Source organism: Actinomyces sp. HMSC075C01 (genome assembly GCF_001812965.1).
In the GTDB taxonomy this organism is placed as follows: Bacteria; Actinomycetota; Actinomycetes; order Actinomycetales; family Actinomycetaceae; genus Actinomyces; species Actinomyces acetigenes.
This window is the reverse complement of the sequence record NZ_KV810996.1, coordinates 59,388-83,159: the sequence shown is the minus strand read 5'-3', so window position 1 is coordinate 83,159 and position 23,772 is coordinate 59,388. Positions and strand designations below refer to the sequence as shown.

Here is a 23,772-nt window from a genome sequence, read left to right as displayed (position 1 = left end):
GCGAGCCGCCCGCACAGGAGTCGCCGTGGCCACCCGCATCGCCCCGTCCGCCGATGTCTCCGAGGAAGCCGTGCTCGGAGAGGGCACCAGCATCTGGCACCTCGCACAGGTCCGTGAGCACGCCGTCCTCGGACGGGACTGCATCGTGGGGCGCGGCGCCTACATCGGCGAGGGCGTTGTCATGGGGGACAGCTGCAAGGTGCAGAACTACGCCCTCGTCTACGAGCCGGCCCGCCTGGCCGACGGGGTCTTCATCGGCCCGGCGGTCACGCTGACCAACGACCACTTCCCCCGGGCCGTCAACCCCGACGGCTCGCTCAAGTCCGCCGCCGACTGGGAGCCCGTGGGAGTCACCATCGAGGAAGGCGCGTCGATCGGCGCCCGCGCCGTGTGCGTCGCTCCGGTGCGTATCGGGGCCTGGGCCACGGTGGCCGCCGGCGCCGTGGTCACCAAGGACGTCCCCGCCCACGCCCTGGTCGCCGGGGTCCCCGCCCGCCGCATCGGCTGGGTCGGGCGCGCCGGCGAGCCCCTCACCCCGGCCGATCCCGGCCCCGACGGCGCCCCGCGCTGGCGCTGCCCCGTCACCGGGACCCTGTACGAGCAGTTCGACGCCGAGCCCGCTGGCGGGCCCGGCACGCAGTCCAGCTCCGAATCCACCACCATCCGAGAGGTCACCCACTGATGTCACGCGAGTTCATCCCAGCAGCCAAGCCGATCATCGGGCAGGAGGAGCGCGACGCCGTCGACGCCGTCCTCGCCTCGGGCATGGTCGTCCAGGGGCCCCAGGTCAAGGCCTTCGAGGAGGAGTTCTCCGCCCAGGTCGTCAACGGCGTCCACTGCGTGGCCGTCAACTCCGGCACCTCGGCTCAGCACGTGGCCACCCTGGCCACTGAGCTCCAGGAGCGCGCCGGAGGGGCCCCGGAGGTCATCGTCCCCTCCTTCACCTTCGCCGCCACCGGAAACTCGGTGGCCATCAGCGGCGCCGTGCCGGTCTTCGCCGACATCGACCCGGTGACCTTCACCCTCGACCCCGCCAGCGTCGAGGCCTCCATCACTGAGCGCACGGCAGCCATCGAGGTGGTCCACCTCTACGGCCTGCCCGCCAACATGCCCGAGATCCTCGCCATCGCCGAGCGCCACGGCCTGGCCGTCTTCGAGGACTGCGCCCAGGCTCACGGCGCAGCCATCGACGGCAAGCCCGTGGGCACCTTCGGGGCCTGGGGCTCCTTCTCCTTCTACCCCACCAAGAACATGACCAGCCTCGAGGGCGGCATGATCACCACGGCCGACGCCGAGCTGGCCCGCCGCTGCCGCCTCATCCGCAACCAGGGCATGGAGAAGCAGTACGCCAACGAGCTGGTGGGCCTCAACAACCGCATGACGGACGTGGCCGCCGCCGTCGGCCGCGTCCAGCTGACCAAGCTGGCCGGCTGGACCGCTACCCGCCAGGCCAACGCCGCGCGCCTCAACGAGCTGCTGGCGGGCGTCGACGGCGTCGTCACCCCCTTCGTCCCCGAGGGCTACACGCACGTCTACCACCAGTACACGATCCGTCTCGAGGGGGCCACGGGCACCGAGCGCGACGCCGTCCAGGCCGCCCTGCGCGAGGAGTGGCAGGTCGGCAGCGGTGTCTACTACCCGATCCCCAACCACCGCCTGGCCTCCCTGGCCCACTATGCCGAGGGCCTTGAGCTGCCCGGCACCGAGAAGGCCGCCCACGAGTGCCTCTCCCTGCCGGTCCACCCCTCCCTGAGCGAGGCGGACCTGGAGCGCATCGGCCAGGCCGTGGCCGCCACCGTCAAGGCAGGTGCCTGAGATGAGCGAGAACGTCGCCTTCGACGGTCAGGCCACCACCGGGCTGCCCGAGGTCCACTACCTGACCGGCAAGGGCACGGCGGACAACCCGCTGCGCGTGGGCCTCATCGGCCTGGGCTCCATGGGGCGCCACCACGCCCGGGTCATCCGCGCCACCGAGGGCATGGAGCTCGTGGCCGTGGCCGATCCCGGCGGCGACCGCTTCGGCGTGGCCGGCGAGCTGGCGGTCCTGCCTGATGTTCACGCCCTCATCGACGCCGGACTGGACGCCGCCATGGTGGCCGTCCCCACCGTCTACCACGAGGACGTCGCCCTGGCCCTGGCTGAGGCGGGCGTGCACACCATGGTGGAGAAGCCCATCGCCCACGACTCCGCCGCGGGCCGCCGCGTGGCCGCCGCCTTCGCCGAGCGGGGCCTGGTGGGCGCCGTCGGCTACGTGGAGCGCTGCAACCCCGCCCTGCGGGCCCTGCGCGAGCGCCTCGACGCCGGCGAGCTCGGTGCGGTCTACCAGGTCCTCACCCGTCGCCAGGGCCCCTTCCCGGCCCGCATCAGCGACGTCGGGGTCGTCAAGGACCTGGCCACCCACGACATCGACCTGACCGCCTGGGTCGCCGGCGCCCGCTACACCTCCGTGGCCGCGCAGGTCACGCACCGCTCCGGCCGCCAGACTGAGGACATGATGGTGGCCATCGGCCTGCTGGAGGGCGGCATCATCGTCAGCCACCAGGTCAACTGGCTCACGCCCTTCAAGGAGCGCGTCACGATCGTCACCGGGGAGAAGGGAACCTTCGTGGCGGACACTCTCACTGGGGACCTCACCTTCCACGCCAACGGCACCGTGGCCTCCACCTGGGACCAGGTCGCCGCCTTCCGGGGGGTCAGCGAGGGCGACGTCATCCGCTACGCGATCCCCAAGCGTGAGCCGCTGGCCCTGGAGCAGGAGAACTTCCGCGACGCCGTGCGCGGCGTGGCCCAGCGCCACGTCACCATGGCCGAGGGCGTGGCCACGCTCGGCGTCGTCGAGGCGGTGCTGACCTCGGCGAGCGAGAACCGGACGGTCACTTTGTGAGTGGCTCCGCCAAGGACTCCGCGGGTGATCCTGCGGCGCCCACCTCAGGCGGTTTGATCGGGCGGGTGCGGCAGCGCGTATCGGCGCTTCTGGAGTCCTCGCCGTTGCTGGGACACGTGCTGACCCTCATCACCGGGACGGCTGTGGCCCAGGTGGTCAGTTTCGGCATGTCGATCGTGCTGGCGCGCATCTACACGCCTCGCGACATGGGATTGATGGCGATCTACACCTCTGTCGCGGGAATCCTCGTCGCGGTGGCGGCACTGCGCTACGACATGACGATCATGCTCCCCAGGAAGGAGCCCGAGGCCCTGAGCGTGGCCCGCTTGGGAATGGTGTGCATCACCGTCGTCTCGCTGCTGGCGACGGTGGCGGCCTTCCCCCTGCACGGCCTGGTCACACGGTGGTGGGGGCATGAGGTGGCCTTGTGGATGCCCCTGGTGGGCCTGACCACCTTCCTCATGTCGGGGGTGGAACTGTTCAAGTTCTGGTTCAACCGCTCCAGCAACTACCGCGCCATCGCCATCAACCAGGCCGAGCAGCAGATCGGCGTCAACGTCGGCCAGCTCGGCCTCGGCCTGGTGGGATTGGGGGGGATGGCCGGGCTGATGCTGGGCTTCACCGCCGGCCAGGTCTTCGCCTTCGGAAATCTGGGGCGTCAGGCCAAGGAGCTATGGCGCCCGCTGCCCAAGGAGGCGCCGTCCCTGAGGTGGGTGGCCCGCCGCTACCGGCGCATGCCGCTGCTCAATGGCCCCAACGCCCTGGCGGACGCCCTGCGCCTCAACGGCATCCAGCTGCTCATCGCGAGCTACTCGGCCTCCGCGCTGGGGCAGTTCCAGATGGCCTGGCGCTACCTGGACGCACCGCTCATCCTCATCAACGGCGCGGTGGCCAAGGTCTTCTTCCAGAAGCTCTCCACGATCGAGCCCGGTCAGATGAGGCCGCTGGTGCGGGTCACCATCAAGCGGGCGGTCCTGATCGGCATCATTCCCTTCGCGCTCATCTACGTGCTCTCGCCGTGGCTCTTCCCTCTGCTTCTCGGAGCCAAGTGGACCGACTCCGGGAGCTTCGCGAGGGCACTGACCCCGTGGCTGTTCATGCTGCTCATCACCTCGCCGATCTCCAACCTGTTCATCGTCACCGAGCACCAGGACTGGATGCTGGGCTTCGCCCTGCTCTACACCGCTGCGCCCCTGGCCTGGCTGCACTGGTCCCCGCTGGAGGTCATGCCCACCTGCTACGTGCTGGGTGTCATGATGGCGGGGCTGCTGGTGCTCAACACGCTGCTGGCCGACCATGCGGCCAAGCAGTTCGACGCTCACGGGTCCGCCCGGACCGGAAGGAGACACGGAGATGACTCCCACGAAGCCGACGTCTCAGATGCCTGAGGCGAGGACGTCCACCGCCCCGTCCGGGAGGCAGGGACGGCGCAGCCTGCTCCTGCTCACTGACGCCTTCCCCTACGAGGTGGGGGAGGAGTTCCTCGAGCAGGAGATCGAGACCCTGTGCGCTGCCTACGACGAGGTCGTCATCGTCCCGGTGCGCCTGAGTGAGGGGGCCCGTCAGACCCGCACGCTGCCTGACAACGCCCGTTGCGCCCTGCTGCCCGCCTCACGCCTGCCCGACTGGCGCCTCCACGCGATCCTGCGCGCCCCGCAGATCCTGCTGGGTCGGGAGCAGATGGTCGAGACGCCGCCGTGGAAGAGCTTCGGCCGCTTCGGCATGGACGTGCGTTTCGCGGCGATCGCCCTGAGCGCCTATAGCCGGATGCGCCGGCTCCTGCCAAGTCTCGGGCTGGATCAGGGCGGGCACCTGACCATCTACTCCTACTGGTTCTTCACTGGGGCGGCGCTGGGCGGCATGCTGCGGCGTCGCGAGCTGAGGGGACGTCCGGTGAAGGTCGTCTCCCGGGCCCACGCCTACGACGTCGACGAGGCCGACGCACCGCGCGGTTATGTCCCTTCGCGTCGCTTCGTCATGCAGGCCGTGGACCGTGTCTACCCGATCTCCCACTACGCCGCCGGCTTCCTGCACCGGCGTTTTCCCGAGGCCCGCAATATCGAGGTGCGTCGCCTGGGCGTCCCGGCCGCTCCCCGCCACCAACGTCACAGGACTGATCCCTTCCAGCTGGTCTCCTGCTCGCACATGGCCCCCTACAAGCGGGTCCACCTCATCGTGGAGGCCGTCGCCGAGCTGGAACGACGCGGCCGGAGAGTCTCCTGGACCCACATCGGCGAGTACAACACCGACCGTCTGGAGGCCATGCGCGCTCGGGCCGAGGAACAGATCGACTCGACCCCGGTGACCTTCACCGGGCACCTCACCAACCAAGAGGTCCGCGAGCTCTACGCCACGACCGACTTCGCCTGTTTCCTCAACTGCTCCGACGGCGAGGGCGTCCCGGTGGCCGTCATGGAGGCCCAGGCGGCGGGAATGCCGGTCGTGGCCACCGCCGCAGGGGGCACCGGCGAGATCGTGCACGATCGCGAGAACGGCCGGCTCATCCCGGTGGATGTCACGGCCGAGCAGGTTGCCGACGCCATCGAGTCGGTCATGGACCTGAGCGATGCCGACTACGCCGCCATGAGCGCAGACGCGCACGCCACCTGGGCGAGGATGTCGGACGCCCAGCGCCAGTACCGCGAGTTCGTTGACGGGCTGGTTGCCCTGGAGAACTGAGTCCTCAGGGGGTGGTGTCGGTGCTGAACAGCACCGGGCGGTGTTGGTTAGCCGGTCAGTGCCGTCAGTGCCGGGCGGAGTGCACGGCGATGGTGGCCTCATAGGCGCGTCCGTAGGCGCCCGCCACCTCCTCGGGGGAGAAGGCCCGTGGCAGCGTGTCCTGGATGTCCTGGGCCGTCAGCCCCTCGCAACGGCGCATGACCTCGATGACGGCCCTGGCCCACGTCAGAGGGTCATCCTGGCTGACGATCTCGGCGACGGAGGGGTCCAGGAAGCTCGTATGCGCGCCGCGGTCACTGGTGACCACCGGCCGACCCGCCGCGAGCGCCTCGGCGGCCCCAAGGAAGAAGGTCTCTGCCAGCGTCGGCACGAGGAAGAGGTCGCTGGCGGACAGAACCTCCCCGACGACGTCGTCAGGCAGCTGACCGGTCAGCTCCAGATCGACGTTCAGGCTCTGGGCGAGAGCGGTGCAGTGCTCGGCCAGCGGGCCGTCGCCCACCCAGGTCAGCCGGGCCGGGACGCCCAGCTCCGCCAGCGCCGCGACCGCTGCGACCGCCAGGTCCGGACGCTTTCGTTCAATCAGCCCCCCGACTCCCACGATCTGCAGGACGTCCCGCCCCAGCTGGACGTCCCGGCGCGGGGCCGGCTCACTGGGTCGAGTCACTTCGTTGGGAACGGTCAGGATCTCGCCGTGAGGGCGGTAGGCCCTCAGGTCGGCGGCGAGCTGGTCGGAGACGGTGGTGACGACGTCGGGCCTGCGCTCCAGGCGCAGCACCACCTGGGCTCCTGCGCGCGCGATCGTGCCGAGAGCGGCCCCGCCATTGGCCAGTCCCGACCAGTGCTCGGTGTGGAGCCACGGCTCGCGCGGCCGGCTCAGAGCGTAGGGCATGAGTGTGGAGATGGCGTGGGTGTGGACGATGTCGCTGCCCGCAGTCAGCGTTCCCAGCGCCCGTCTGGCCGCCAGCACCTCATGAGGGCGCGAGGGCGTCATGGGCAGCCGGATGACCGGCACGCCCATGACGCGGGTACGTCTCGTGCCGTCATCGACGTGAGCGGCAACGAGGTGGACGACCCGGATGTCGTGCCCGGCGGCAGCCATCGAGGCGGCGTGCCGGGCAACGAAGATGCCCAGCCCCGCGGAGACCTCCGTGGGGAACCAGGTGCTGACAATCGTGACATGCATGCGCCCGCTCCTTACGCCTTCAGCTCTGAGGAGTCCGCGACCGTCGGCGGGACGTCGACCACGGGCAGATCGGTGAACAGACGGCACCTGCGGCACCAGGTGTCGGTGATGAATGCCCGGGCCCAGAACCCCAGCAGGGTGCGCCCCATCATGAGCTGGACCGCAGCCGCCGGCCGGGAGGCGTCGGTAATGAAGGCGTCGAAGCTCATCGGCGAGTGCAGAGTGGCCCACGATGAGGCCGTGCGTTCGGCCAGGTGCAGCAGGTGCAGGCGGGAGAGCACCGCTTTGAGGCGGGAGCGGGTTGTCTCGTTGACCTTCGTCGGGGTGAAGTAGGCCAGGTCGGCCTGTGCGGTCTGCTCCTGGCCGGATGCCCGGGCGGTCGCCTGAGCCCACAGACGCCCGATGAAGACGGCGTAGAAGTCGCGTGTGGCTGTCAGCTCGACGGCGCCGCGGTGCCAGGCGTTCCAGAACTCCACGTCCAGCATGGGCAGGGCCCACTCCAGGCCCAGGTGCTCGTAGGCGCGTACCGAGTTGTTGATGTACTTGGTCTGTCGCTCGCGGACGTTGTAGGACTCCAGGATGCTCTGCACGTCGCGGGGGCTGCCGGTGAACGGCCGCAGCGCCAGGAAGCTCTTGACCTTCCCTGCCCGGTAGGGGTCTGCCCAGGCCTGGTTCTGCTCGCCCTGGAGCTCCTGGTGGTGGGTGATGATCGCCTTGGCCACCTGGCCGCGAGTGGCGGGGGGCCCGTCGAGCAACTGCTCGTCGTGCATGTTGCCCACGATCGTGTGCCCCGGCAGCACGATGTCACCGGGACGTACCGTCCCACGTGCCAGGAGGGTGCGCAGGGCCCACCAGTCCTGGATGTGCGGCAGGGCCCCCAGGGTGTAGCCGTCCTTGAGGAAGTCGGCGGCCTCCTGGGTCTGCCAGGCCTCGCGCAGGGCGGCCGGATCGTAGTCCACGGCGTGCCACTCCAGGCCCACGGCCTGGGCCACCTTCCGTGAGATCTCGACCTCCCGGGCGCCGGGCCGCCCATAGGTGAAGGCCACTGTCCGGTCCAGCGCGTCGTGGAGGGTCAGCCAGGCGACCAGCAGGCGCGAGTCCAGCCCGCCCGACAGCGGAACAACGAGCCTGGGGGAGCCCGCTCGCCGGTCCATCTCCGCCAGGACCCGTCCGAGGACGACGTCGAGTGCCTCGCAGAGCAGGCCGGAGAAGTCCTCGGGGTCGACGACTGTGTCCGTCCCCTCGCAGAACCTCGCCACGGAGTGGTTGATCGTGCGCGCTCGACCCGTAGCACGGTCAATGCGCACGACGGTGCCCTGCTCGGTCTGGTGGATGCCGGCCAGCAGTGTGTCGCTGCCGGTGACGAACCCGGCGTCGAGGAACTCCTGGCGGGCCCGGGCGTCAAGTCGTGGAGCGGATACGGCCTCACGCATGAGGGTCGCGTCGTCGCTGACGACCAGTCGCTGTGCGCCGCTCAGCCCGTCCTCAAGGGACCAGAACAGGGGCCATGAGCGCAGACGGTCCTGGGCCAGGACGACCTCGTCGCCGTCGATCCGGATGGCGGCCAGACGGCCCGGGTGGGAGGTGAGGACCTCGGGGTCGGTCGGGTCCGAGCAGTCGTGGTCGGCTCGCACCCACAGGCCGTTGCCGTCGGTCACGGTGTCAGCGGATGTCGTCACCCGGGACCAGTGCGGGCTCCTGAGCCGGAGATCAACCTCGATAGCGCTCACCGTATCCTGCCTTCTCAAACCTGCTGACCAAGGGCGGTTGGTGCGTCCGACCCGTCTGACGGCGCCCAGTGTGTCACAGTTATGACACGTGACGCGGTTGACGCCCGGCGGGCACCGGCGACATGCTGTGGTGGCTGGTAACAGACATGTGTCTCGTCGGTTCGGTCAGGTGTGAGATGCTTTCTGAGCATCCCACGGGGCGGATTGTCCGCCTACGGGGCCAAGGCACAGGACAAGAGGTGACCTCGTGAGCGCAAGCAGCATGGATGGTGGAGGCGGGGCTGTGGCCGGTGCCGGGGCTGGCAGGCTCATGGTCTTCCATACTCCCTTCCCCCTCCAGTCGGGCCGCCTCGCGGCCTCCATCCTGCGGCCCCTTGCGATGCGTCAGGCCTTCACCGACATCGGCTACCGGGTCATGGAGGTCAGCGGATACGCCGCTGAGCGGCGTCAGGCCATGCGACGGGTGCGGGCGGCGATCGCTGCCGGTGACGTGCCGGCCTTCGTCTACGGGGAGAACGCCACCATCCCCAACGCCCTGACCGAGCCCCGTCATCTGCCGCCGCACCCGCTGCTGGACCTGTCGTTCTTCCGCGACTGCCAGCGTGCCGGGGCGCCGGTGGGCATCTTCTACAGGGACATCTACTGGCGTTTCCGCCAGTTCCGGCAAGGGATCAACCCGATCCTGGAGGCCGGTCTCCAAGCGACCTACCGCGGCGAGCTCCTGGCCTACCGACGCTTGGGCATCCACCTCTTCCTGCCCAGTCGGGCCATGGGCCGCCATATTCCCTTCCTCACTCCGGAACGGGCGAGTGCCCTGCCCCCCGGCGCCCCGGCCGTCGAGACCGGGGGCGAGGGCCGCACGGTCGTCGAGTCCCGGGACGCAGCGGAGCTGGACCTCCTGTTCGTCGGCGTCCTGCAGGACAACTACCGACTTGACGCCTGTCTCCAAGCCGTGAGCCAGACCCCTGGAACGCGTGTGACACTGTGCGTGCGCCAGGAGACCTGGGAGGAGACCCGCGAGCACTACGCCCCGCTGCTGCCCGCCGGGCGGGCCGACGTCGTCCACCGCTCCGGTAGCGAGCTCCTTCCGCTCTACGAGCGCGCCGACCTCGGGGTGCTGTTCACCGAACCGAACCCGTACTGGGACTTCGCCGTCCCCTACAAGCTCTACGAGTATCTGGCCCACGAGCTGCCTGTCGTCGCCGTGCGCGGAACCCAGACCGGGCGTCTCGTCCAGGAGATGGGAATCGGGTGGGTCCTCGAGTACGACGCCGAAGCCCTCAGCGCACTGCTGCGTCACCTGCGTGAGGCGCCTGAGGAGATCGAGGCGGTGCGCCGGCGTATGCGCGAGGTCGTACCGAGTCAGACCTGGCAGGCCAGGGCCCGCCAGGTAGCTGAGGAGCTCGCCGGATCTCCTGGAGGACCGGCGAGGCACCACCCCGTGAAGGAGCGCGACCATGGCTGACAACACCGGGAAGCCCGCCCGCAGGCCCCGTGCCGTGATGGTCAGTCGGCTGTTCAGGCCCGAGCCCGCCGCCGCCTCCCTCGCCCTGGGGGCCATCGCCGACGGCCTGGTGCGTGAGGGCTTCGAGGTCACTGTGCTCACCAGCCGGCCCCCCCAGGAGTTCGAGGTCCGCGACGATCCAGGACTGACTGTGCGACGCGCCCCCGTCCTGCGCGACAAGGCCGGCTACGTCCGCGGCTACGTGCAGTACATGTCCTTCGACGTCCCGCTGTTCTTCCGACTGCTCCTGGAACGTAGGCCGGATGTGGTGATCTGTGAGCCTCCTCCGACGACAGGTGCTGTGGTGCGCGTCGTGTGCGCCCTGCGTCGAGTGCCCTACGCCTACCGGGCGGCCGACCTGTGGTCGGACGCGGTCAAGGAGACCACCGCTCCGCCGGTGGTCAGCGCCGTCCTCACTCGCTTGGAGAACTGGGTGCTCAACGGCGCCTCCACCCTCATGACCGTGCACGAAGGAATGGAGGAACGGCTGGCGGGGCGGGGGATCTCGGCCCGTACCCGTCGGCTGGGCTTCGGCATCGACACCGACGTGTTCACTCCCGAGGGCCGGCGGGTCGATACCACCGGACCGCTGTTCGTGTACGCGGGAACCGCCTCCGAAGTGCACGGGGCGGAGATCTTCGTCGAGGCCTTCAGGGCGCTGCTGCAGCGCGATCCCACGGCCCGGCTGGTCTTCATCGGTCAGGGGGAGTCCTTCGCCGAGATCAGGAGGCAGGCCGCGTCCCTACCTGAGGGTGCCGTCCAGGTCCTCGGGCGCATGTCACCGGAGCAGACCGCGGAGTGGATCCGCTCGTCGGTCGCAACCTTGGCGAGTGTCAAGCCGGGGCCCTACGGCTTTGCCTTTCCGACCAAGGCATTCGCCTCCGCCGCCTGCGGGACCCCGGTTATCTATGCGGGGGCCGAGGACGCGGGCCGCCAGGTGGTCCAGGAGGGTCTCGGTGTCGCAGTGCCCTACGACGCCGACGCGGTGGCCCGGGCCATGGCCGATCTCGCCCTGGATGAGAGGTCTGCTGGTGCCCTCGCAGCCTCTGCAGCCTCCAAGGCCCGTTCGGCTCCGGTCACCTCGGCTGTCCGGTCCTCGGCGCAGCTGCGGGCCTGGGCCCTGGAGCACGTGTCCGCCCGCCGCCTGGGACAGGTAGCGGCTGCCATCATCAACGAGATCGTGGCAGAAGGCAGGGCTCGCCGTCGATGACCGCACTTCTTGAATGGGCGCAGTTCCTTCCACTGGTGCTTTCACTGGTGGCGCTGTTCTACGGACCCGGCTACTTCCTGGCGACGATCTTCAACGCCGGTCCGTTCGTGGTCAGGGTCGTGGCCGCACCGGCGTGGACCTTCGCCTTCGTGGGGCTCACCAGCGTGCTCATGCACCATTTCGGTGTTGTCTGGAGCAGGTACAGCTATGCCACCGTGCTCCTGCTCCTGGCGGGTGTCGCGGCACTGTGCCGGGCGATCACGTGGCGCTCGCGTCCTGGTGGGATGGAGAGGGTCTGGCGGCGGACCAAGGAGGTGCTGCCCAAGTTTCTGGGCGTGCTGGCGGCGTGGTTGGTGACGATCCTGCCGATTATCAGCGCCATGGGACCGCGTCTCATCATGCAGGGCGGGGACGCCCCCTATCACTACAACCAGATCTGGTTGATGGCGCGCACCGGAAACGCCGACCCGATGTCGGCCAACCAGGGGCTGCTCGGCCTCAGCGACGGACGCTCCTACTACCCCAATGTCTGGCACTCGCTGGGCGCGCTGATCGACTTCCGCTCCCAGTACGCCCTGGTAGCCGGCAACACCTTGCTTCTCATGGCTCCTCTGGTGTGGGTCGCCGGTATCGCGGTCCTGTGCCAGCGCCTGTTCCTCGATAACCCCCGCTCCTGGCTCTGGGCGATCGCGGCGACGTTCCTGCTGCCGGCCTTCCCCCTGCGGCTTGAGCTGGCGGCCGGCATGTGGCCCTACGTCATGGCACTGGCAACCGTTCCGGGCTTTCTGGCCTGGCTCCTGGAGGTGGGCCGCGACTGGCGTGTCCCATGGAAGAGATGGCTGGGACGGGTCGTCACCGGAGCCATTCCTCTGGCTGGTCTGGCGATGGCGCACCCGGCCGCCGTCGGCGTCGTCTTCTGGATCGTCGCGGCGCTCGCGGTCTGGCTGCCCGCGCAGGCGGCAGTCTCGGCGCACGCACAAGGAGACCGGAGAAGAACCTGGCTGCTCGCCGCAGCCAGTGCGGCGATCTGCCTGATCATCATCGCCTTCATCGTCTCACCGGGGCCACAGCAGTCGCAGTTCGGCCGCTACCCCGAGCGCGGTTGGGAGAACCTGGGCCCCAAGCTCCTGGTCATGGCGACTCTGCGCCTCAAGGGCACCGACCTCCATCACTCCTCGAACGTCATCTACCTGGCGGTCGCGGTCCTGACCGCCATCGGTCTGGCAGTCGCCTGGAAGAGCCGCCAGACCCGGTGGCTGTGTGCGCTGTGGCTGGCATTCATGGGTGTACTGCTGGGAAGCCTGGTCTCCATCCCCGTGCTCACCCACGTGGCCAGTCTTCACTACGTGAACTCTTATCGAGTCGTGGGCACCTGCACGCTCACGACTGCCCCCTTGCTGGCGCTGGCGATGTCCCACCTGGTCGAGAGGGCAGCGGCGCATCTGAGACTCCCCCTGGGCTGGAGCGCCGTCACCGTCGTCGCCCTGATCGTCTCACTGACGACCATGATGCTGTGGCCGATCATGCGCAGCGACCTCCACGACGCCGTGTGGCCGGCCAGGCTCAAGGAGCCGCGTTACAGTTTTGATGCCGACGAGCTGGCGTTGATGACGCGCCTGCGGGTGGAGATCCCACCCGAGCAGCTGGTCACGGGCGACCCCGCCTCGGGAATGGCCTTCCTGCCCGCGGTGTCCGACATCAAGGTGACCTCCTACTACATGGGGCGGTCCTTCTCCGACCCCGACGGCGAGTACCTCGCCCAGCACTTCTCGGATATTCGTACCGATCCCAAGGTGTGCGACATTGTGCGCAAGCACCGCATCCACTACTTCTACGCGGACCGGGACACCAGGTTCAACGGCGTCCCCAACTCCAGGTTGCGTCCTGGCTTCTACAACGTCGACCTCTCCGAGGGCTTCACCCTCATCGATCATGGCGGCTCCGCAGCTGTCTACCGGATCGACCTGTGCTGGACACCCGACAAGAGACCGTGAGGCACGTGAGACGCGACGCCCGGTCACCGCACCGCGCTCCCCACACCGCCCCCTACTGACGTGATCTCTCACGACGACGAACGAGTATGGTTGACTAGCCACTCTCGAAGCCACGGAAGGACCAACCCGCATGCGCATCGCCGTCGTCGCCCTGGGCAAGATCGGACTGCCCCTGGCCGTCCAGTACGCAGACAAAGGCCACGAGGTCATCGGGGTTGACGTCAACCCCGCCGTCGTCGAGGCCGTCAACGCCGGGACCGAGCCCTTCCCCGGCGAGGCCCACCTGGCCGAGAAGCTCGCCGCCCTGAGCCCCGCCACCGGCAACGGTGCCCTGCGCGCCACCACCGACTACGCCGAGGCCATCCCCGAGGCTGACGCGATCGTGCTGGTCGTGCCGTTGTTCGTCAACGACGCCACCTGGGAGCCGGACTTCGCCTGGATGGACGACGCCACCCGCTCCCTGGCCGCCCACCTGACCCCCGACACCCTCATCTCCTACGAGACCACCCTGCCCGTGGGCACGCTGCGGGGCCGCTTCAAGCCCATGATCGAGGAGATCAGCGGTCTGAAGGAGGGCGTCGACTTCCACCTCGTCTTCAGCCCCGAGCGGGTTCTCACCGGCCGCGTCTTCGCTGACCTGCGCCGCTACCCCAAGCTTGTGGGCGGTCTGGACGAGGCCGGCACCCAGGCCGGCATCGCCTTCTACGAGTCCGTCCTCGACTTCGACGAGCGCGACGACCTGCCCCGCCCCAACGGCGTGTGGGACATGGGCACCGCCGAGGCCGCCGAGATGGCCAAGCTCGCCGAGACCACCTACCGCGACGTCAACATCGGCCTGGCCAACCAGTTCGCCGTCTACGCGGACAAGGCCGGCTTCGACATCGAGCGCGTCATCGAGGCCTGCAACTCCCAGCCCTACTCCCACATCCACCGTCCCGGCATCGCGGTGGGCGGGCACTGCATCCCGGTCTATCCGCGCCTGTACCTGTCCACCGACCCCGACGCCTCCGTGGTGCGCACCGCCCGCACCTTCAACGCCACCATGCCCGCCTACGTGGTGGGCCGGGCCGCCGAGGTGCTCGGTTCGCTCAAGGGCCTGCGCGTCGTCGTGCTGGGAGCCTCCTACCGCGGCAAGGTCAAGGAGACCGCCTTCTCCGGAGTCTTCCCCACCGTGGAGGCCCTGCGCGAGGCCGGCGCCGAGGTCCTCGTCCACGACCCCATGTACACCGACGAGGAGCTGGCCGGCTTCGGCTGGACCCCCTACCACCTGGGTGAGCAGGTCGACGTCGCCATCGTCCAGGCAGACCACCCCGAGTACCGCGAGCTTGCTCCCGCCGACCTGCCCGGGCTGCGTCTCCTGCTGGACGGGCGCCGCGTCACCGACGCCGCCAAGTGGGCCGGTGTGCCGCGCCTGACCATCGGCGGAGGCAAGTGACCCCGGGGGCCTTCTGAGACCAGCAGTAGGAATGGCTGCGAGCGTGGCTGCGGGGCTGAACGCAGACTCCGGCTGGAGCCTGGCGGCCGCCACGCTCGTCGTGGCCGGCCTGCTGCTCGTGCCCGGCTGGGTCATCGGACGAGCCGCCCGTCTGGGGGCGCTGCCGTCCCTGGCGGTGGCCCCGGCCATCGGCTCGGCGCTCATCGGGGTCGCGGAGATCCTCACCCGTGCCCTGGCGCTGACGTGGCGTCCCTGGGGCTGGGCGGTCATCGCCGCCCTGAGCGTCAGCTCAACCCTTCTCATGCACCTGGTCGCCGGCCCTGCAGCGGGGCCAGAGTGTCAGAGGACGCCATGGAGCCGGGCCGAGCGGATGATCCTGGCCGGTGGTCTGAGCGTGGCCGTCGTCGTGCCGGCTGGGGTGATCCTGTCCAGTCTGCCGGGCCCCGACTACCCCGCGCAGGCCTTCGACGCGACCTTCCACCTCAACGCGGTGGCGGCCATCCGAGAAGGGGGTAACGCCTCCATGCTGGGGGGCCTGTCGTCCCTCTACTCGGGCCGCGCCATCTACTACCCCACCGTGTGGCACGGGGCTGTGGCGCTGGCGCCGGGCGGCCCGGTCCCGGCCAGTACCGCCGGGATCCTGGCTCTGACTGCCGTGATCTGGCCGCTGAGCCTTCTGGGACTACTGGCCCGGGTCACCGGCCTCGACTCCGCCTCCGGCTCGGTCGGTGACGGTGCCGACCGGCGGCAACAGGTGTGCTCGGTCGCCGCAGTGCTCGCGCTCAGCGCTGGGCTCGTGGGTTTTCCCTTGCTGTTCATGACCTCGCTGGCGGTGTGGCCCTATGCCCTGAGCGTCCTGGGGCTCCCTGGCGCCCTTGTGCTCTACGACCAGCTGCGCGAAGGCGCCGTATCGAGGCGCCTTCACCTGACATGGGTCCTTCTCATGCTGGCCGTCGCCGGAGGCGTGGTGGCCGCGCATGGCACCGGTCTGTTCAACCTGGCGATCCTTACCGTGCCTTTCCTGGCCGACGTCGTCGCCTCCTTGTGGCGCCGCAGCGCCGGCAGGAGGGGCGGCCAAGCCCTCCTGGTGGCAGGGGCGGCTGGGACCCTGCTGGCCCTGGCCACGGGGGCCTGGCTCATGCGCGGTTCCCTGGCCTCCGTCCTGGGCTACGAGCGTCCTTCTGGGGGAGTGGCCGGCGCCGTGGCGACCCTGGGTCAGGCACTCGTCGACCTCCCGATGTACGGGTCGGTCCCCGGAGCCACCGTGCCCATCGGGGTCGTGTTTGGCCTGCTCACCCTGGGGTCGGCGTGGTGGGCGCGCTCGCGGCGAGACCAGCGCCCCTGGCTTGTCATGTGGCTGCTGGCGCTGGCCCTCCTGGTCCTGACAGGGGGGCCGCAGTGGGTGGGTCGGCAGCTCGGCTCACCCTGGTACCTGCAGAAGGCCCGAATCCTCCCTCTGGCCATCCTGCCCTCTCTGATTCTCGTGGCCCAGGGCGGTGCCGGGCAGCCCGGGCAACGACTGTGGGCGGTGCTGCGCCGGACGGCCTCGCGACTGGGCGGAGTGCGGCCGGGGCGGACGGCGGCCGCCATGATGGTCGCGCTCGTGCTCCTGCCGGTGGCGGCGCGAGTCCCCGTGGAGCGCGCCCTCGTCGCCTCGGTCTACGATCCGCAGCGCATTCAGTACGGGACCCTGCTCACCGAGGACGCCATCACACTCATTCAGCGCTCCCGGAGCCGGCTGCCCGACGGCGCCGTCGTCCTGGGTGCGCCGTCGAGGGGGGCCGCCCACCTGTGGTCCCTGGGCGGGGTGCACGTCGTCTACCCGACGCGCGCCGCGGCTGCACCGGGCACCCCGGAGGCCGCCCTCGCCTCAGCCTGGCCCGCCCTGGGGCAGAAGGACTCCCAGACCTGCGCGCTCCTCAACCAGCTGGGCGTGCGCTACTTCTACAGCAGCTCGGATGCGACGGCCTCGGGCTCGGTCGCTGGCGCCGCTCCCCTGCGGTGGGACGCGAGCCTGACCCAGGTCCCCACCGAGGGGCTCGAGCTCGTCGACTCCGAGGGCAGCACCTCCCTGTGGCGCATCACCGCCTGCGGCTGATACGGCTGACGGTCTCCTGACCCGTACTCAGGCCTCGATGTACTGGACCACTGACGGTGGCTTGGCGGAGAGGCCCACCATCCGGGGCACCAGGGTCGTGAAGTGCGCCGAGGCGTTGTGGGACTCGATCGCGGCGTCGTCGCGCCACACCTCGAGCACGACGAAGGAGGCCGCATCGTCCCGGGCCACGCACAGGTCGTAGGCGATATTGCCCTCCTCCGCCCGCGAGCCCTCCACGAGCTCACCGGCGAGTGCGCGGAACTCCTCAACGGCGTCGGGGCGGACATGGAACGTGGCAACGATGCGGATCACGGGAATCTCCTCACAGGGGTGATAACGGATGGTTCACGAGGGTACTTCAGGAGGCTGTGGCCAGCTTTCGTACGACATACTGATTCAAGCTGGTGGACTGCTCTGCTGCTTCCATGGCCAGGCGTCGGTGCAGATCCTCGCCGAGGCGCAGCTGGAACTTGCCCGAGTAGTGACGGGTCGATAGAGGCTCTGGCGCCGCTTCCCCCGACGCAAGGAGGTCGGCGACCACCTCGCTGACAAGGTTGCGTAAACCAGACAACGCCAGCTCAGGGGTTCCGGCCAACCAGGAGAGTGAAGGAAACTCGGTGCAGGTGGCGACGAACTCGTCATCCTCCGCTGACCACGTTACGCGGAAGCTGTACTTCGCAGTGTCGACGGCTGTACTCATTTCTCCGTCTCTCCTTTCTTCTCGATGGCGGCAAGAACCTGCCTCACCTGATACGGCTTTGCCCGCCCGTGGTCATTCTGGATGTTGACGCGAGGATCTCCAGGCCAAGGGGTCTTGAACACTGCATGTGATCCACCGGAGCTCCGAGGCTTCCCGAAGTAGTGCTCACAGACCTTCATGAGTTCTGTGTACGCGATTCCGCGTGGGTTCTCCTGCATCTTGGCGAGGATCTTCACGACGCTTGGCATCTTGATATGATACCACATATAGTATCATTGCTTGTGGCTGTTCCTCGTGGATGGAGGAGCCGGCTCCCAGGTGGCGCGGTTGGTGCCCAGCAGGACGGCGAGCCCGATCGGCACCACCATGATGATGGACTCCATGTAGCGGAAGGGCGTGACCGTGGGTGCCGCGATCATGAGCGTCGCCCACAGCAGGACCATGGGGGTGTAGATCGCCACCCACTCGCGTCGCCCGGCGTAGACGAACCCCACCACGCTCAGAGCCACCACCCACATCCAGGTTCCCGGGCCCGGTGTGACCTCCATGCCCCGCACGGCGGCGTCCCCCACCGGCCGCAGCGGCCGGGGCAGGAGTGAGTGGTTGACGACGCCTGCCCGGGCGTAGGCACGGATCAGCCGGTCCCGATCGGCCGGGTAGTTCGAGACCGCAGTCACGAAGCGGGACTGCCCGTCGGTGCGGATCGGATCGGTGTCGAAGCGCCACAGGTTGGCGGTCTGTACCAGGAACCCGGTGACGAAAGGTCTGGGGCAAGCCACCAGTGCCCGCCCCCAGGCGGACAGGAACTGGCCGCGATGTGCATCGAGGTAGGCGGTATTGAAGGACTTGTCGTCCTTGACGGGGTCGACGCTGTTGGGCCGGTAGGCCTGTTTCCAGGCCTCGGGGGCCAGGACGTTGTCGAAGACCTGCCGGCTGGCCGGCGGCAGGCACTGGGCATCGTGGACCAGGGTGTAACCGACCATCTGCAGCGGGATCCCCAGTGCCTCCTCGGCGTGCGATGCCTGCGCCGTCGTCGCCGGTGGAATGACAATGAGTACCAGGGCGACGGCGCTCACCGCCACCGCCCGGCGCAGGTGCACCCGCGACCACCACACCACCAGAGCGAGGACCACCAGAACCACCGGCAGGGCATTATTACGCATGAGCGCGAAACCCACCAGGACCGCCACGACCACCGCCGTGCCGCGTCGGCTCAGCAGCACCTTCCCAGCACTGGAACGCACCACCAGCAGCACCGGGATGAGCAGGGTGGCGAAGAGGGAGAAGGCCGCGTCCTTGACCACGGCGAAGGAGTAGTCGGCCACCAGCGGCATGAGCGCGCAGTAGGCGATGAAGACCCCGGTCATGCGGCGTGAGGTGCCCTTGCGGTCTAGAAAGACCGTGACGGCACTTACGCATGTGGCCCACAGCAGCATCTGTCCCACCGACAGCAGCACGACGCCGGCCAGATCGCCTCCGACCAGTCGCCCCAGACGGAACAGGCCGCCGATCGTCAGGGTGTAGGTGATGGGGTGCTGTGCCCCGGCACCGGTCGGGTTGCGCAGGATCCAGGCCGTGTCGTTCATCGAGGCCATCGGCCACAGGTGCGCGTACACGAAGGTCCAGCACGCGAGCGGCACCAGGAAGGCCGTCAGCGCCAGACGGCGACGGCCCGACCTCCCGTCCCCCGGCCGCTCGTCGGTGCTCTGGGACCTGCGAGCCCGACGTCGTGCGGCAAGGTCGACCAGTGCCAGGAAGCCCCAGCACACAGCGCCGCTGAGGACCAGTGCCGCCAGGAGTCGCGCTGGAGTCAAGGACCCCTGAGCGAGGGTCCTGGTTGCCGGCTGGACCCGGCCCACCACCTGTGAGACGGCGTCCACGGCCGCGAAGGCGATCGCGAAGAGCGCTGACGCCACCGCCCGTCGACGACGGGTCCTTCCTCCCCCCGGGTCCTGAGGCAGGCCCACAGAACCTTCGCAATGGTCGGATCGAGAGGGGAAGAGCCAGGTCGGCAGAGGCAGGGGCACGGGCGTTGTTCTCCAGTCCGGGGACGCATGACAAGCGCATGAGCACCCGCGTCACCAGCACAATCACCGGCCTGGGCGCGGGTGCCGCTAGAATAGCGCCTGCTCGGCTCCCGTCCGGATTGGAACCAGGTGGATCTTTCCAGCCTCGACATCGCAGCGATCGTCCCGTGCTACAACGAGGAGGGTGCGATCGGGAAGGTCGTCACCGACCTCCTGACGGCCGTCCCCGCGATGCGCGTCTACGTCTACGACAACCACTCCACCGACCGCACCGCCGAGGTCGCGGCCGCCGCCGGCGCTATCGTCCGTCGCGAGGAGCGCAAGGGCAAGGGCAACGTGGTCCGTCGGGCCTTCGCCGACGTCGAGGCCGACGTCTACGTCATGATCGACGGCGACGACACCTACGACGCCGCAGCCCTGCCCTCCATGATCGCGACTCTTCTCAAGGGCCCTTACGATCATGTGCTGGGCGTTCGCCGCGACGTGCAGGAGAAGAGCTCCTACCGGCCCGGGCACGAGGCCGGCAACAAGGCCTTCAACCGCCTGACATCCCGGGTCTTCGGCACCCACGTCACCGACATGCTCTCCGGCTACCGAGTCTTCTCCCGCCGGTTCGTCAAGTCCTTCCCCGCTATGAGCCGCGAGTTCGAGATCGAGACCGAGCTGACGGTCCACGCCGCCACCCTGCGCGTGCCCCAGATCGAGGTCCCGGTCGGCTTCAAAGAGCGCGCCGCCGGTACGGAGTCCAAGCTCAACACCTTCTCCGACGGCTTCAAGATTCTGGCCCTCATCGCCAGGCTCGTGCGCGACGAGCGCCCGGTCCTCTTCTACGGCACGCTCGGCTTCCTCACCTGGGTGGTCGCCGTCGCCCTGGGGATCCCGATCGTGTGGCACTTCCTGGAGTTCGGAAACGTCCCGCGCTTCCCCACCCTCTTCCTGAGCATCGGCCTGGTGACCATGGGCTTCTTGTGGATGATGCTCGGAGTCATTCAGTCGGGGCTGCGTCGTGCGAGGGCCAACACCGCTCGTCTGGCCTATCTCGCCTATCCAGCTGTCTCACGTCCGTAGCAGCGAGCCGTCAGTCGCCCGGGTGTCTGGACGGGCGCCGGTGAGGCGACTGTGGGGCCCCCGTGACCCGGGGACCCCACACAAGAACGAGCTACTGAACTGAGCAGTATTACGTTACTGCCCCTGGGCGGCGTACTTCGCCTCGACCTCGGCCTTGAGCGGGCGCCACCAGGCCTCGTTGTCCCGGTACCAGTCGATGGTGGCCTGCAGGCCGGAGCGGAAGTCGGTGAACTTCGGCGCCCAGCCGAGCTCCTCGACCAGCTTGGAGTTGTCGATGGCGTAGCGCATGTCGTGGCCGGGGCGGTCGGCGACGTGCTCGTAGTCGTCGGGAGCGTGGCCCATGAGCTCCAAGATCAGCTCGACGACCTCCTTGTTGTTCTTCTCGCCGTTGGCGCCGATGAGGTAGGTCTCGCCGATGCGGCCCTTCTCGATGATGTCCCACACGGCGTCGTTGTGGTCCAGGACGTGGATCCAGTCGCGCACGTTCTCACCGGCGCCGTAGAGCTTGGGGCGCACGCCGTCGATGAGGTTGGTGACCTGACGCGGGATGAACTTCTCGATGTGCTGGTAGGGCCCGTAGTTGTTCGAGCAGTTGGAGATCGTGGCCTCCACGCCGAAGGAGCGCACCCAGGCGCGCACGAGCAGGTCGCTGCCGGCCTTGGACGAGGAGTAGGGGGAGGAGGGGTTGTAGGGCGTCGTCGGCTCGAACTTGGCCGGGTCGTCCAGCTCCAGGTCCCCGTAGACCTCGTCGGTGGAGATGTGGTGGAAGCGCACCTTGTGGCGGCGCACCGCCTCCAGGAGGGTGAAGGTGCCCACGAGGTTGGTCTGGATGAAGGGGGAGGGGTCGCGAAGCGAGTTGTCATTGTGCGACTCGGCCGCGAAGTGGACGACGACGTCGGCCTGGGCCACGAGCGGGTCGACGACGTCGGCGTCGGCGATGTCCCCGACGACGAGCGTGACACGGTTACCCAGGTCCGCCAGCGATCCCTTGTTCCCGGCGTAGGTGAGCTTGTCCAGGACGGTGACGGTGGCGTCGGGGTGGCGCACCAGGGTCTGGTGGACGAAGTTGGCGCCGATGAAGCCGGCGCCTCCGGTGATGAGGACGTGCATAGAACTCGCTCCGATACGTGGGAACTGGGGGCGCTGAGCGCCCATCATGGCCGACGCCATCATGCCACAGGAGCTCGCTCGAGCCCACGGGCGGCTTGTGGGGTGTGGCCGCCGGGCCGGTGCAGCCGGACTGAGGGCTCCGGGTCGGTGAGACCGGATTGCAATAGTCGCGTCGTGAAGCGGTAAAACCGCGGAACCTCAAGAAAAGATGAGGAGTGGACGGGGAGCGGATGGGATTCTGGGCGTCGACGCCACCGCCGCAGTCGAGCACCCACCGTAACTATCAGTAAACTATCAGTAATCTCTTGAAAATTGCTCAGAAATTTGATTTCGTGCCTCTCGAGGGAGCGCGTCGTCGGTTCTGATGGTGAGGCCTGATGGACGCCCGTCGGTATCACCTCAAAGGAACCCCATGAACGTCCCTCGCGCTCTCGGCCGCATCGCCCCTCGTGGCGGCCATCGCCTCGGTGGCCATGCCAGTGGGCTCAGCGCCCGCGCACGTGTGTGTCGGTCCGCCGGGCTCATCACCCTGACCTCGCTGCTCCTGTCAAGCCTGGTTCCCGCGGCCGGTGCCGCGCCGGACGCCGGCGACTCCAGTGGCCAGGGCGAGGCCCCCGCGCCGGTGCAGATCCTCGACCTGACCACCGCTAGCGGGCAGGCCACCGAGGTCGGGCAGTCGGGGCTCGACGACGTCCAAGCCTCGGCGGGGGAGGAGGCCGGCTCCGCCGATGCCGCCTCGGTGAGTGCGGCGCCGGTGCTCGGCGCATCCGCTGCCGTGCCCGCCCTCACTCAGACGACGGGCGCAGCCGGCGCGCCGGTCCCGTCGATCCTGCCGGCGGCCACGGATCCGCAGGCGGACGCCACCCTGCTGACCGACCCGCTCGAGGTCGACCGCTTCTTCGTCGCCGGCTTCACCTGGGCCGGCGGCGCCGACCTGCCCGAAGGTGTGCGCATCTACCTGCGCGTGCGGGAGAACGGGACCTGGTCACCCTGGTACCTCAATGAGGCGGCCGACGCTGGCCGCGACGACCGCGCCACCTCCGCAACGGGGGAGTTCGTCACCGGCGGGGCCGATGCGATCCAGGCCTCCGTCGTCGGCAGCTCGCTTCCCGCCGGGCTCAAGCTGGCCCTGGTTCCCTCCCGCCCGCAGGGCGAGGAGGTCCTCGATGCCGATGACCTCAAGACCACCGAGGCCGCACCGACCCCCGTCATTGAGGAGACCGCCGCCTCCCAGCCCCAGGGCGCTCAGGTGGAGCCGGCGGCCACGGTGCCATCCGCGAGCCCGGCGTGGGGCACCCAGCCGGCTGCCGTGCCAGCTGCTGTATCAGTCACTGCGCCCGCCGTCGCACCGGCTGCCACAACCGCCAACGGCCTGCCGGTCGCGGTGACCACCCGAGCCGAGTGGGGAGCCAACGCCTCCTACATGAGCTGGGATCCCGAGTACGCGAAAGCCGGCCACGTCGTCGTCCACCACACCGCAGGCACCAACAGCTACTCCGCAGGCCAGTCCGCCTCCATCGTGCGGGGCATCTACTACTACCACGCGGTCACCCTGGACTGGGGCGACATCGGCTACAACTTCCTCGTCGACAAGTTCGGCACGGTCTTCGAGGGACGCTCCGGCTCCGTGGCGGCACCGGCCGGCACGATGAGCATCGGGGCGCACGCCCGAGGCGTCAACACCGGCACCATGGGCATCTCCATGATGGGGGACTACAGCACGGTGTCCCCCTCGGACGCCCAGCTGAGCTCTGTGGGCAAGATGGCCGGATGGTTCCTCAAGCGCGCCGGCATCTCCGATGTCACCGGCTGGGCCAGCCTGCACGTGTGGACCACTGAGCGCTACCAGGCCGGCTCCACCATCTCCATGCCCCGCATCCTCGGGCACCGGGACGTCGGCTACACCACCTGCCCCGGCAACGTCGGCTACTCCAAGCTCGGCGCCATCCGCGCCATCGCGAAGGCCCAGGGCTCCACCCCGCAGGGAAGCAGCAGTGCGCCGTCGACCGTGTCCCAGGACCATCCGGGAGCCGCTGCCCTGCGCAGCGCCCTGGGCGCCAACGGCTGGATCGGACCGGCCACCTCCGGTGTCCAGGCCTCCACCAAGGGTGGGGTCTTCCAGCGCTTCGAGCGCGGGGTGGGGTACTGGA

Annotated in this window: 19 protein-coding genes; 12 read left to right on the top strand and 7 right to left on the bottom strand. The window is 69.0% G+C overall.

What is annotated here, in order from left to right; all coding sequences use genetic code 11:
* Window positions 1-25 precede the first annotated feature (25 nt).
* Genes HMPREF2883_RS07355 through HMPREF2883_RS07335 form a run of 5 tightly spaced genes read left to right on the top strand, consistent with a single transcriptional unit; the run spans window position 26 to window position 5,563 of the window.
* The gene (locus HMPREF2883_RS07355) at window positions 26-682 is read left to right on the top strand and encodes an acyltransferase (RefSeq protein ID WP_070660385.1); all 657 of its coding nucleotides are present in this window, start codon (window positions 26-28) and stop codon (window positions 680-682) included.
* A complete protein-coding gene (locus tag HMPREF2883_RS07350; RefSeq protein ID WP_070660381.1) occupies window positions 682-1,815 on the top strand; it encodes a DegT/DnrJ/EryC1/StrS family aminotransferase in 1,134 nt (377 codons plus the stop codon). Before HMPREF2883_RS07355 ends, HMPREF2883_RS07350 begins: the two co-directional genes overlap by 1 nt.
* 1 nt (window position 1,816) lies before the next feature.
* Window positions 1,817-2,884, top strand: a complete 1,068-nt coding sequence (locus HMPREF2883_RS07345; RefSeq protein WP_070660378.1) for a Gfo/Idh/MocA family protein — start codon at window positions 1,817-1,819, stop codon at window positions 2,882-2,884.
* Between the two features lie 56 nt (window positions 2,885-2,940).
* Window positions 2,941-4,272: a lipopolysaccharide biosynthesis protein gene (locus HMPREF2883_RS07340; RefSeq protein WP_371080537.1), complete on the top strand. Its 1,332-nt coding sequence runs from the start codon at window positions 2,941-2,943 to the stop codon at window positions 4,270-4,272.
* Window positions 4,238-5,563, top strand: a complete 1,326-nt coding sequence (locus tag HMPREF2883_RS07335) for a glycosyltransferase (protein WP_070660376.1) — start codon at window positions 4,238-4,240, stop codon at window positions 5,561-5,563. Before HMPREF2883_RS07340 ends, HMPREF2883_RS07335 begins: the two co-directional genes overlap by 35 nt.
* A gap of 64 nt (window positions 5,564-5,627) precedes the next feature.
* Here the strand turns inward: HMPREF2883_RS07335 and HMPREF2883_RS07330 are convergent, their stop codons facing one another.
* Both HMPREF2883_RS07330 and HMPREF2883_RS07325 read right to left on the bottom strand, forming a co-directional pair.
* Entirely contained in the window at window positions 5,628-6,746 is a 1,119-nt protein-coding gene (locus HMPREF2883_RS07330; protein ID WP_070660373.1) for a glycosyltransferase family 4 protein, read from the bottom strand.
* Window positions 6,747-6,757: 11 nt separating this feature from the next.
* Entirely contained in the window at window positions 6,758-8,425 is a 1,668-nt protein-coding gene (locus tag HMPREF2883_RS07325; RefSeq protein ID WP_081381274.1) for an asparagine synthase-related protein, read from the bottom strand.
* A gap of 298 nt (window positions 8,426-8,723) precedes the next feature.
* Here HMPREF2883_RS07325 and HMPREF2883_RS07320 point away from each other — a divergent pair, with 298 nt between their 5' ends.
* The 5 genes from HMPREF2883_RS07320 to HMPREF2883_RS07300 all read left to right on the top strand — a co-directional run bounded on the left by HMPREF2883_RS07320 (window position 8,724) and on the right by HMPREF2883_RS07300 (window position 16,717).
* Complete coding sequence (locus tag HMPREF2883_RS07320; RefSeq protein WP_256277381.1) at window positions 8,724-9,941, top strand: glycosyltransferase family protein; 1,218 nt, start codon at window positions 8,724-8,726, stop codon at window positions 9,939-9,941.
* Window positions 9,934-11,190, top strand: coding sequence for a glycosyltransferase family 4 protein (locus HMPREF2883_RS07315; RefSeq protein WP_070660367.1), 1,257 nt, complete (start codon window positions 9,934-9,936; stop codon window positions 11,188-11,190). The genes HMPREF2883_RS07320 and HMPREF2883_RS07315 overlap by 8 nt, the downstream gene beginning before the upstream one ends.
* Complete coding sequence (locus HMPREF2883_RS07310) at window positions 11,187-13,184, top strand: DUF6541 family protein (RefSeq protein WP_141759066.1); 1,998 nt, start codon at window positions 11,187-11,189, stop codon at window positions 13,182-13,184. Before HMPREF2883_RS07315 ends, HMPREF2883_RS07310 begins: the two co-directional genes overlap by 4 nt.
* A gap of 130 nt (window positions 13,185-13,314) precedes the next feature.
* Window positions 13,315-14,619 carry a nucleotide sugar dehydrogenase gene (locus HMPREF2883_RS07305; protein WP_070660362.1) on the top strand — a complete coding sequence of 435 codons (1,305 nt, stop codon included), beginning with the start codon at window positions 13,315-13,317 and terminating at the stop codon, window positions 14,617-14,619.
* A gap of 43 nt (window positions 14,620-14,662) precedes the next feature.
* Complete coding sequence (locus tag HMPREF2883_RS07300; protein WP_256277380.1) at window positions 14,663-16,717, top strand: DUF6541 family protein; 2,055 nt, start codon at window positions 14,663-14,665, stop codon at window positions 16,715-16,717.
* Window positions 16,718-16,744: 27 nt separating this feature from the next.
* Here the strand turns inward: HMPREF2883_RS07300 and HMPREF2883_RS07295 are convergent, their stop codons facing one another.
* The 4 genes from HMPREF2883_RS07295 to HMPREF2883_RS07280 are packed head-to-tail and all read right to left on the bottom strand — an operon-like array spanning window position 16,745 to window position 19,384.
* Window positions 16,745-17,029 (bottom strand): putative quinol monooxygenase, encoded by a 285-nt coding sequence (locus HMPREF2883_RS07295; RefSeq protein WP_070660356.1) that lies wholly within the window; start codon window positions 17,027-17,029, stop codon window positions 16,745-16,747.
* 46 nt (window positions 17,030-17,075) lie between these two features.
* Complete coding sequence (locus tag HMPREF2883_RS07290; RefSeq protein ID WP_070660353.1) at window positions 17,076-17,417, bottom strand: type II toxin-antitoxin system HicB family antitoxin; 342 nt, start codon at window positions 17,415-17,417, stop codon at window positions 17,076-17,078.
* The gene (locus HMPREF2883_RS07285; protein ID WP_070660408.1) at window positions 17,414-17,665 is read right to left on the bottom strand and encodes a toxin HicA; all 252 of its coding nucleotides are present in this window, start codon (window positions 17,663-17,665) and stop codon (window positions 17,414-17,416) included. Before HMPREF2883_RS07285 ends, HMPREF2883_RS07290 begins: the two co-directional genes overlap by 4 nt.
* A gap of 24 nt (window positions 17,666-17,689) precedes the next feature.
* Window positions 17,690-19,384, bottom strand: coding sequence for a DUF6020 family protein (locus HMPREF2883_RS07280; protein ID WP_256277379.1), 1,695 nt, complete (start codon window positions 19,382-19,384; stop codon window positions 17,690-17,692).
* Between the two features lie 189 nt (window positions 19,385-19,573).
* On the opposite strand from HMPREF2883_RS07280, the gene HMPREF2883_RS07275 reads away from it, so the two are divergent.
* Window positions 19,574-20,512, top strand: coding sequence for a glycosyltransferase (locus HMPREF2883_RS07275; RefSeq protein WP_070660342.1), 939 nt, complete (start codon window positions 19,574-19,576; stop codon window positions 20,510-20,512).
* Between the two features lie 114 nt (window positions 20,513-20,626).
* On the opposite strand, the gene rfbB is transcribed toward HMPREF2883_RS07275, so the two are convergent.
* On the bottom strand, window positions 20,627-21,622 hold the full coding sequence (gene rfbB / locus HMPREF2883_RS07270) for a dTDP-glucose 4,6-dehydratase (RefSeq protein WP_070660340.1): 996 nt from the start codon (window positions 21,620-21,622) through the stop codon (window positions 20,627-20,629).
* A gap of 412 nt (window positions 21,623-22,034) precedes the next feature.
* Between rfbB and HMPREF2883_RS07265 the strand changes: the two genes are divergently transcribed.
* Window positions 22,035-23,772, top strand: a 1,738-nt coding sequence (locus HMPREF2883_RS07265) for an N-acetylmuramoyl-L-alanine amidase (protein WP_070660338.1), incomplete at its 3' end; no start/stop codon positions are given.